We start from the raw sequence: 7,250 nt of genomic DNA, 5'->3' as shown, positions 1-7,250 counted from the left end.
GGCGACACCAATGACCTGGCTGTGGTGGCGTTCCATGCGGTAGGCGTGCGGGCAATTCTTGGGCACGAAGCCGAAATCGCCGGGAGTCAGTAGCTTCTCCTGCTGGTTGCCCTCGGTGTCCTCGACGAACAGCCGCACGGCGCCGGCGGCGATGTAGAAGACCTCGTGGGTGTCCGGGTGCAGGTGGGCCGGNATGAGGTCACCCTTGGGGCCTTCGACGGTGAAGAAATTGAAGGTGTTCTCGGTCTGCTCGCCGCCGGCATAGATGGTGATCAGGTCGCCGAACAGGTGAGCGCGGTCCCCCTCGCCCTTCTCGATGAAGTAGGGCTTGCCCGGCTCGGCGGGTATGCGGGAAGCGCGCCGGTAGCGGGTGGCGTATTCGATGGTCATGCGGTCTCCTCGATGAACTGCCCCCAAGAATGTCAGGTAGCCTGACATGGAGAAATACCTGTGGGCAACCCGCGGGGGTGAGCCCGGTCTGCGCTCGTCTGCTGCCGTCGTGAGGAACAGATGCAATCCACCCGCCGTAACCTTCCCCAGCTGCTTGGCGAGGCCCGGCGCTGGTTCGAAGAAGGACTGCTGGCAGCCCTGGAAGCGGGCGGCGTCACGCCNGTGTCCCCGACACAGGCGCAGCTCTTCGCCGTGCTGGATGACCAGGGCACCACGGTGTCTGAGCTGGCCCGGCGCATGGGCGTCACCCGGCAGACCGCGCACCAGGCNGTGCATGGCCTGGTCGGCGCCGGGCTGCTCGAACAAGTTCCCGACCCCGGCTCCGCCCGGCAGCGGCTGATCCGNCGCACCCGGGAAGGCGAACGCGCACACCGCCGAGCCGGCCTCATCCTCGAACGGCTGGAAGAGCAGCTCGCCGAGCGNATCGGCCAGAACAGGGTCGATGCTCTGCGGACGACGCTGGAGGCNCCATGGGGCCAGCCGCCCGTCCCGAGCGCAGAATAGAAGCCACCCCGCCCCTCACCGCAAGGTAACTCTTCAGTCCGCAAGATCCCCCGCAAAGTGAAGCTTCAATCAGCAGACTTCGACGTCACTGGACAACCGCGACCTTCTACACAGCCCAGGACGTCAACGGGAAACTTCCTGACCCACCTCGAGCAGAGCGCAACCGCCATGCTCTTCCGCTGCACCATCTGCGGCACCCACCTTGCCTACGCCGATGGTTCATCACCACGGCCCAGCTCAACATGCGCCTTTCCCTTTCCGTGGCCCTGCGACTGCGACTGCGACCGGTGCTCCCGGAGCCACGAGATCCGACCTCCTATGAGCCCCGGCATCGCGATGGGGACTATGACGCCCATCGGATCGCCTCCGAACCAAGGAGAAGCGACCGCGGCAATGACGCATAGGCCCGGCATGTCCGCATGAATTCCGGTCCTCGGTCGTCCGCGTGTCTAACGGCCGTTCCACCACCGTGCCACGCCACCGATGACCGCTGCGGTAGCGATGGCGAAGGCCCAGCCTTGCCAGCCGCCGATGTTGTTCACCAGTACGCCCGAGGCGCCGGCGGACACCAGCGTCGCGATAAACGTCACTCGGTCTTTCTTCAGTTCGGCTGCCATCGTCGTGGAACTGGAGTTCTGATCGCTCATGACGAGACACGTTAACCGACCGCCACTGGCCATGAAGAAGCTGCCCCTCAGCACTGCACTTGGAGCTTGGAACGCTGCCCTGACGGGGCCAGGTAGGCCGAGAGTCCGCCCGAGGGGCAGCAGCGCGAAGCTCACTCCCGGGAACGGCAGAAGGAGCAGCGGATCTGCAATCGCTCAGCTCGCGGAGCACCGTTACCGCAACTTCATGGTTCACGCCCTGACTTCATCCGTACGGTTGCCTACTACGCGCCGTATCTCGCGCTTGTTCGTGTCGCTTGCGGTGGGGCACGGTGATTCCTTGTCTTCTTGGGCTGAAGTCCCCCGGCAGGAAGGCACGGGGACTTCGACAGTCGCTGATGCCGGGGAGCGGTCGCCGCCTCGCTCCGGCCTTGCCAACTGCCGCCAGGCGCAGGCCCAGGGCCGCGATGACGAGACCGTAGACTGCGCCGGCTGGCAGCGGGATCCACAACAGGGCGTGGAGGTCTGCCACATGGAGCCAGATGGCCCGTCCCAGGAGCGGTGAGTTCAGCGCGCCGGAGGTCAGGACTCCAGCCAGGAAGCCGGACCATACGAGCGAGCCCTGGACGGCGGCGATGTTCTTGTTGCCTTCCGAGGGGATGGAGTACGGGGCCGGCGCCGAGGCCATATTCCCGGTGTCTGCTGGCACGGCGAATCGGGCAGCTCACCGAGCAGATCCGGCCCTTGGAAGGCCGCCTCGCTCGGCGCTGGCGAGGCCGCCTTCGCTGCGCTGCGTGGGGTCAGTCCCGTCGAGCGTTCCTCAGGTAGTCGGCAGTACCGTCGCGTCAACTGCGGGGGAGACCGGCAGGCCAACGCGGCCCTGCACCGGATTGTGCACACCCGGTTGCGCTTTGACCCGCGGACCCGTGACTACCATGAGCGGCGCATCAAGGAGGGTAAAGGCCCGGCGGGAGATCATCCGGTGCCTCAAGCGGTATGCCGCCCGAGAGGTCTTTGGCTGGTCAGGCAGGCTGGCATGTGGAGGCCCCGTCTTGGAGTCCCGCCGCGTGGACTACGCAGAGGCGTTGGGCGTCGGGATATCGGTGGCGTCACCGAAGGCACGGGCCGGTTGCGTGGGCGCAGGGGCGAGCCGCGGACCGCGCCGGCATCAGAGATGCCGGGCGCGATCGGGGATGGTCATTCGCCCACAGGGGTGGGCTCCGGCTCGGGACTTTCCCGACGTTCCTGCGCGGTCTCGGTGGTGCGTTGAGCGGAGCTTCGGGACAGCCAGCGCTGGAGCAGGGGCAGTAGCAGCACCATGAGGAACAGCCGCAGCGTCTGCACGCTGGAGATCAACCCGAGGTGCGCGTCGCTGGTCGAGGCGCTGGCGAGGACCGCGTTGATACCGCCGGGCGTCGTGGCGAGGTAGGCGTCGGCCCGGCTCACCCCGAGCGCCGGGGCCAGGCCCACGGCGATCCCTCCGATGACGCCGCTGAGCAGCACGATCGCGCCCAGCACCAGCGGGATCATGCGCTTCACCGCGTGCACGGTCTCACGGTCGAAGCGCAGGCCCACCTCCAGTCCGACGAGCACCAGCAGCATCTGCTTGAACAGACCCGCGGGCGAGTAGCCGTGCGTCAGACCGAGCGCCGTGACCAGTGCGGAGAGCAGCATGGGTCCCAGAAGCGCCGCGCTGGGCAGCCCGATGCGCCGGGCCAGGCGCATGCCGACGGAGGCCAGGACGAGGGTGATGGAAATCCCGGCCAGCTGATCGCCCCGGGGCACCAGGGCCCAGGACCATCCGGCGCCGCCGGCACCGCCGTCCGCCGTCTCGCCGCCGACCGCGGGCTCGGCGATGAGCAGGGCCACCAGTGGCGCGGCCGCCGAGATCACGGCGACGCGCGTGTATTGCATGAAGGCCACGACCCGGGAATCCGCGCCCATGTCCTTCGCACAGGAGGTCACGGCCGCCGATCCTCCGGCGATCATTCCGAGGGTGGCGGTGAGCCGGTCCATGTGGCCGGTCCGGGCGACCATGACGGCGATTCCGACACTGAGGGCGGTGGTCACCAGCGTGAGCATCGTCAGCGGGAGCATGGCGCCGGCGACGTCGCGCAGGACGGAGATCTGGAGGAAGGCGCCGATCATGACGCCGATCAGGGCCTGCACGCTGTGGTCGACGGACTTCGACATACGGCGCTGCTGTTTGCCGCGCAGCGCGATCACGGCGCCGACGAGCAGTCCGAGGAGGAGCTGGGGCGCCGGGGCGCCCAGGGGCTCCAGGGCCGCCGAGACGGCGAGAATTCCCACCGAAATGGCGACGATTTCGATGGGACTGCCGCGTGAATCCCGGAACCAACTCACAAGCCGCTCACTCACGCGCATGGCACAATCTCCGTGGTTCGTCGCAAAACGGATCACCATGATGAACCGCCAGAGGTTTCCAAGCGGTGAATCCGCCGCTACGTTGCCGTGAAGGGAACGCGGCGCAGGCCGTTTCACCTGCTGTGTTGACCAGTTCAACGGAAACGGACGGGTGGCGACGAGCAGCGCGGATCGCACCCCGTGAGGCCGTCGACCGACCGCGCATTCCCTCGTGCGGTCAGCGGCGGCGTACGGTTCGCCGCCGGTGAGTCCGCCCGTGCCACGCCCCGTGCACCCCGGCCCATGAGCCGTGTCGGGCTGGCGCCGTGTTCAGCGGCGGTTCGCCTGTGCCGCCGTCGGCAGGAAGCCCATACCCTCGCCTCTCCCAGTCCCGCTGCGGGCTGTTGCCACCCCCTTACGTGGTGGCAACCCGGAAATGCCCCGCCTTCCCTCTTCCCCTCATTGACGCGGGCACGCCAGGATCTGCGTCAACGGCCGAGCCGGACCCCGTGCTCGCCGTAGGGAGGAGAACGCATGATGCCCCACCGGCATCGACGGCGGCTCATGACCGGAGTCGTCGCCGTCGCTGCGTTGGGCCTGGTCGGCAGCCAGGCGTACGCAGCCGCAGGAACCGCAGCGCCCAGACCCTGGGGCGCCCACCACCAGGCCGACATCGGTCGCCAGCACAGCCGACTGGTGCGCTCCGGGCACCCGATGACCGCCCTGATACCCGGTGCCAGGCCCGAAGGCGACGACGACGGCTCGGACGAGACGGAGAACTCGGCCGAGGCCACCGCCCAGTTCACCGAGGCCCGCACCGCCCCCGGTGTCGTCGCACCCGGCGCGTACGGGGCCGCCTGGCAGCAACTCCAGTCCATGGGCCACACCGCAGGCGGCTGGGACCACGTCACCAAGAAGGTGTACGACGCCGACGATCCGCGCTACCGGGACGTCAACTCCAACTCCAGCGGCGGTGCCGGTCGCGTCACCGGCCGCATCACCGGTATCGCCGCCGACGACCAGGGCTACGTCTACGCCGGCGGCGCCAACGGCGGCGTCTTCCGGTCACGTACCGGGGGCGGCCACTGGCAGCCCATAGCCGACAAGCTGCCCTCGCTGTCCACCGGCACGCTCGCCCTCGACCACGCCAACCGGCTCTGGTACGCCACCGGCGAGTCCAACACCGGAGCGACCGCCTCCGTCGGAACCGGCGTCTACGTCCTCAAGGACCCCCGGCACGGCACGTTCCAGCCGGGCGGCCGGGTGGGTGGAGCGGAGTTGGAGAGCACTGTCATCCACGCCCTGCGGTTCGCCGGGGACACGGTGTGGGCGGCGACCAGCCGCGGCGTGTGGTCGCACTCGGCCACCGAGCTGTCGGGGCCGTGGAAGCTGGAGTTCGCACCGAACCCCGCATACCTGCCCGGCGGTTCGAAAGCGTCGGACCCCGCTGCTCCGTACAAGAACATCGCCAACGACATCGCCGTGGATCCGAAGGACCCGGGCAAGGTCCTGCTCGCGGTCGGTTGGCGCGGCGGCGACTCCTACAACGGCCTGTATGCGAAGCGGAACGATAGCTGGCAGCGGGTCGAGGGCCTCGGTGACCTGCCGTCGGACAGCGCCGATGTCGGCAACATGACCTTCGCGGCCGCCGCCGACGGCTCTCGGCTGTACGCGATCGACCAGTCCCCGGCTCAGATGACCACCAACCCGGACAGTGGTCTCAAGGGCGTCTACGTCGCCAAGTCCGGCTCGCCGTTCGGCCCTTGGACGCAGATCGCGGACTACCAGAAGCTGAAGGGGTCCGGCTCGGCGCTGCAGAGCGCGGGCGACATGCCGGGCATCCAGTCCTGGTACAACCAGTTCCTCCAGGTCGACCCGGCCAACCCGGACCATGTCTACATGGGGCTGGAGGAGGTCTTCGAGACGAAGAACGGCGGCACCAGCTGGACCGTTCCGGGACCGTACTGGAACTTCCCGTTCCCCTGCTGGAGCATCGACCCGAGCAAGCAGACCGGCGACTGCTCCCCGACCACGCACTCCGACCAGCACGCGGTCGCGGTCGGCAGCTACCACGGCAGGTCCTGGGTCTACGTGGGCAACGACGGCGGCATCTACCGGCGTCCGTTGAACGGCGCGGTCGACTCCGGCGGGCATGCCAAGGACTGGCAGTCACTCGCCGACGGCACCATCGACACCCTTCAGTACTACTCCGTCGGTGTGGGCAAGGACCGCACCTACGGAGGGGTCACGGTCACCGGCGGCCTCCAGGACAACGGCCAGTCGATCCTGCGGGGCCGCGACAAGGCGATGGGCTCCGACTTCGGCGGTGACGGCGCCGACACGATCACCGACCCGGCCAACGGCTGCAACACCGCCCAGGAGTACGTCTACCTGGACATGTGGGTCACCCAGGACTGCGGCGTCAACAACGGCGCCTGGTCCACCGACCCGACGAAGGCCACCGAGTACGAGATCGCCCCGCCGGACAAGGACCTCGCCGGAAAGGGAGCCCGCTTCATCGCACCGCTCGCCGCCGACGCCAAGGATCCCAACACCTGGATCGCCGGCGGCCGCCACGTATGGGTGCAGACCAAGGGCTACGCGATCCGCAGCGGCTCGGAGTGGAAGAACGCCTACGACCTCGGCGACCGTCACCTTGCCACCGCGGTCGCCGCTTCCGGGGGCAAGGTCTACGTCGGCTGGTGCGGCCCCTGCGACAGCCAGGGCTTCACCCGCGGCATCGCGGTCGGCAACGCGGACGGCACCGGCTGGCACCAGCTCAACCTGCCGGTCTCCGGGGCGATTCCCAACCGCTACCTCTCCGGCTTCGAGGTCGACCCGGCGGATGCCAACCACGTGTACGTGGCCGTCAACGGCTTCTCCCGGAAGTGGACCGAGGGCCCCGGCGCGGGCGTCGGCCACATCTTCGAATCCAAGGACGGTGGCGACGACTGGACGGACATCTCCGCCAACCTGCCCGACGTCCCGGCGAACACGGTGAAGCTGCTGCCGAACGGCGGGCTGACCCTCGGCACCGACCTGGCCGTCTTCTACCGGGCACCCGGCGCCAGTCAGTGGCAGGTGCTCGGGCATGGGATGCCCACCACCGCGGTGATGGAACTGCGACTCGGCCCGGACGATGACCTGTACGCGGCCACACACGGCCGCGGCATCCGGTCGTTCGGCATACGAAGCCTGGCGGCACGCAAGCGCTGAGCACGGATGCGCCCGATCAACGGACGGCCGGTGCACACCCCTGCGGGAGGGGCGCGCGTCGGCAGTTCCGCGTTCCGGGGTCCGCCCCGGTCCCGCTCGGCCGGGGGGACA

5 protein-coding genes and 1 pseudogene are annotated in these 7,250 nt (G+C 68.7%); 3 read left to right on the top strand and 3 right to left on the bottom strand.

The window, feature by feature from the left end; translation table 11 throughout:
- The coding region (locus B073_RS0130530; protein ID WP_018541883.1) for a quercetin 2,3-dioxygenase at nt 1-390 on the bottom strand (390 nt) is incomplete at its 3' end.
- A gap of 120 nt (nt 391-510) precedes the next feature.
- Between B073_RS0130530 and B073_RS0130525 the strand changes: the two genes are divergently transcribed.
- The gene (locus B073_RS0130525) at nt 511-954 is read left to right on the top strand and encodes a MarR family winged helix-turn-helix transcriptional regulator (protein ID WP_018541882.1); all 444 of its coding nucleotides are present in this window, start codon (nt 511-513) and stop codon (nt 952-954) included.
- A gap of 449 nt (nt 955-1,403) precedes the next feature.
- On the opposite strand, the gene B073_RS46775 is transcribed toward B073_RS0130525, so the two are convergent.
- On the bottom strand, nt 1,404-1,601 hold the full coding sequence (locus tag B073_RS46775; protein ID WP_158690257.1) for a hypothetical protein: 198 nt from the start codon (nt 1,599-1,601) through the stop codon (nt 1,404-1,406).
- Between the two features lie 730 nt (nt 1,602-2,331).
- Between B073_RS46775 and B073_RS44670 the strand changes: the two are divergent.
- Nucleotides 2,332-2,575 (top strand): annotated as a pseudogene (locus B073_RS44670) (transposase); the annotation flags it as partial.
- A gap of 181 nt (nt 2,576-2,756) precedes the next feature.
- On the opposite strand, the gene B073_RS41575 reads toward B073_RS44670, so the two are convergent.
- On the bottom strand, nt 2,757-3,938 hold the full coding sequence (locus B073_RS41575) for an AbrB family transcriptional regulator (protein ID WP_158690256.1): 1,182 nt from the start codon (nt 3,936-3,938) through the stop codon (nt 2,757-2,759).
- Nucleotides 3,939-4,457: 519 nt separating this feature from the next.
- On the opposite strand from B073_RS41575, the gene B073_RS0130510 reads away from it, so the two are divergent.
- Nucleotides 4,458-7,139: a hypothetical protein gene (locus B073_RS0130510; protein WP_018541879.1), complete on the top strand. Its 2,682-nt coding sequence runs from the start codon at nt 4,458-4,460 to the stop codon at nt 7,137-7,139.
- Nucleotides 7,140-7,250: the final 111 nt, after the last annotated feature.

This window comes from Streptomyces sp. MspMP-M5, assembly GCF_000373585.1.
Lineage (GTDB): Bacteria > Actinomycetota > Actinomycetes > Streptomycetales > Streptomycetaceae > Streptomyces.
Note: the sequence above shows the minus strand (reverse complement) of the source record. Positions and strands in the feature narration are given on the sequence as shown.

Excerpts from the sequence above, each read along its gene's own strand:
- B073_RS46775 (WP_158690257.1), bottom strand. The coding sequence starts at position 1,601 with ATGAGCGATCAGAACTCCAGTTCCACGACGATGGCAGCCGAACTGAAG.
- B073_RS0130510 (WP_018541879.1), top strand. The coding sequence starts at position 4,458 with ATGATGCCCCACCGGCATCGACGGCGGCTCATGACCGGAGTCGTCGCC.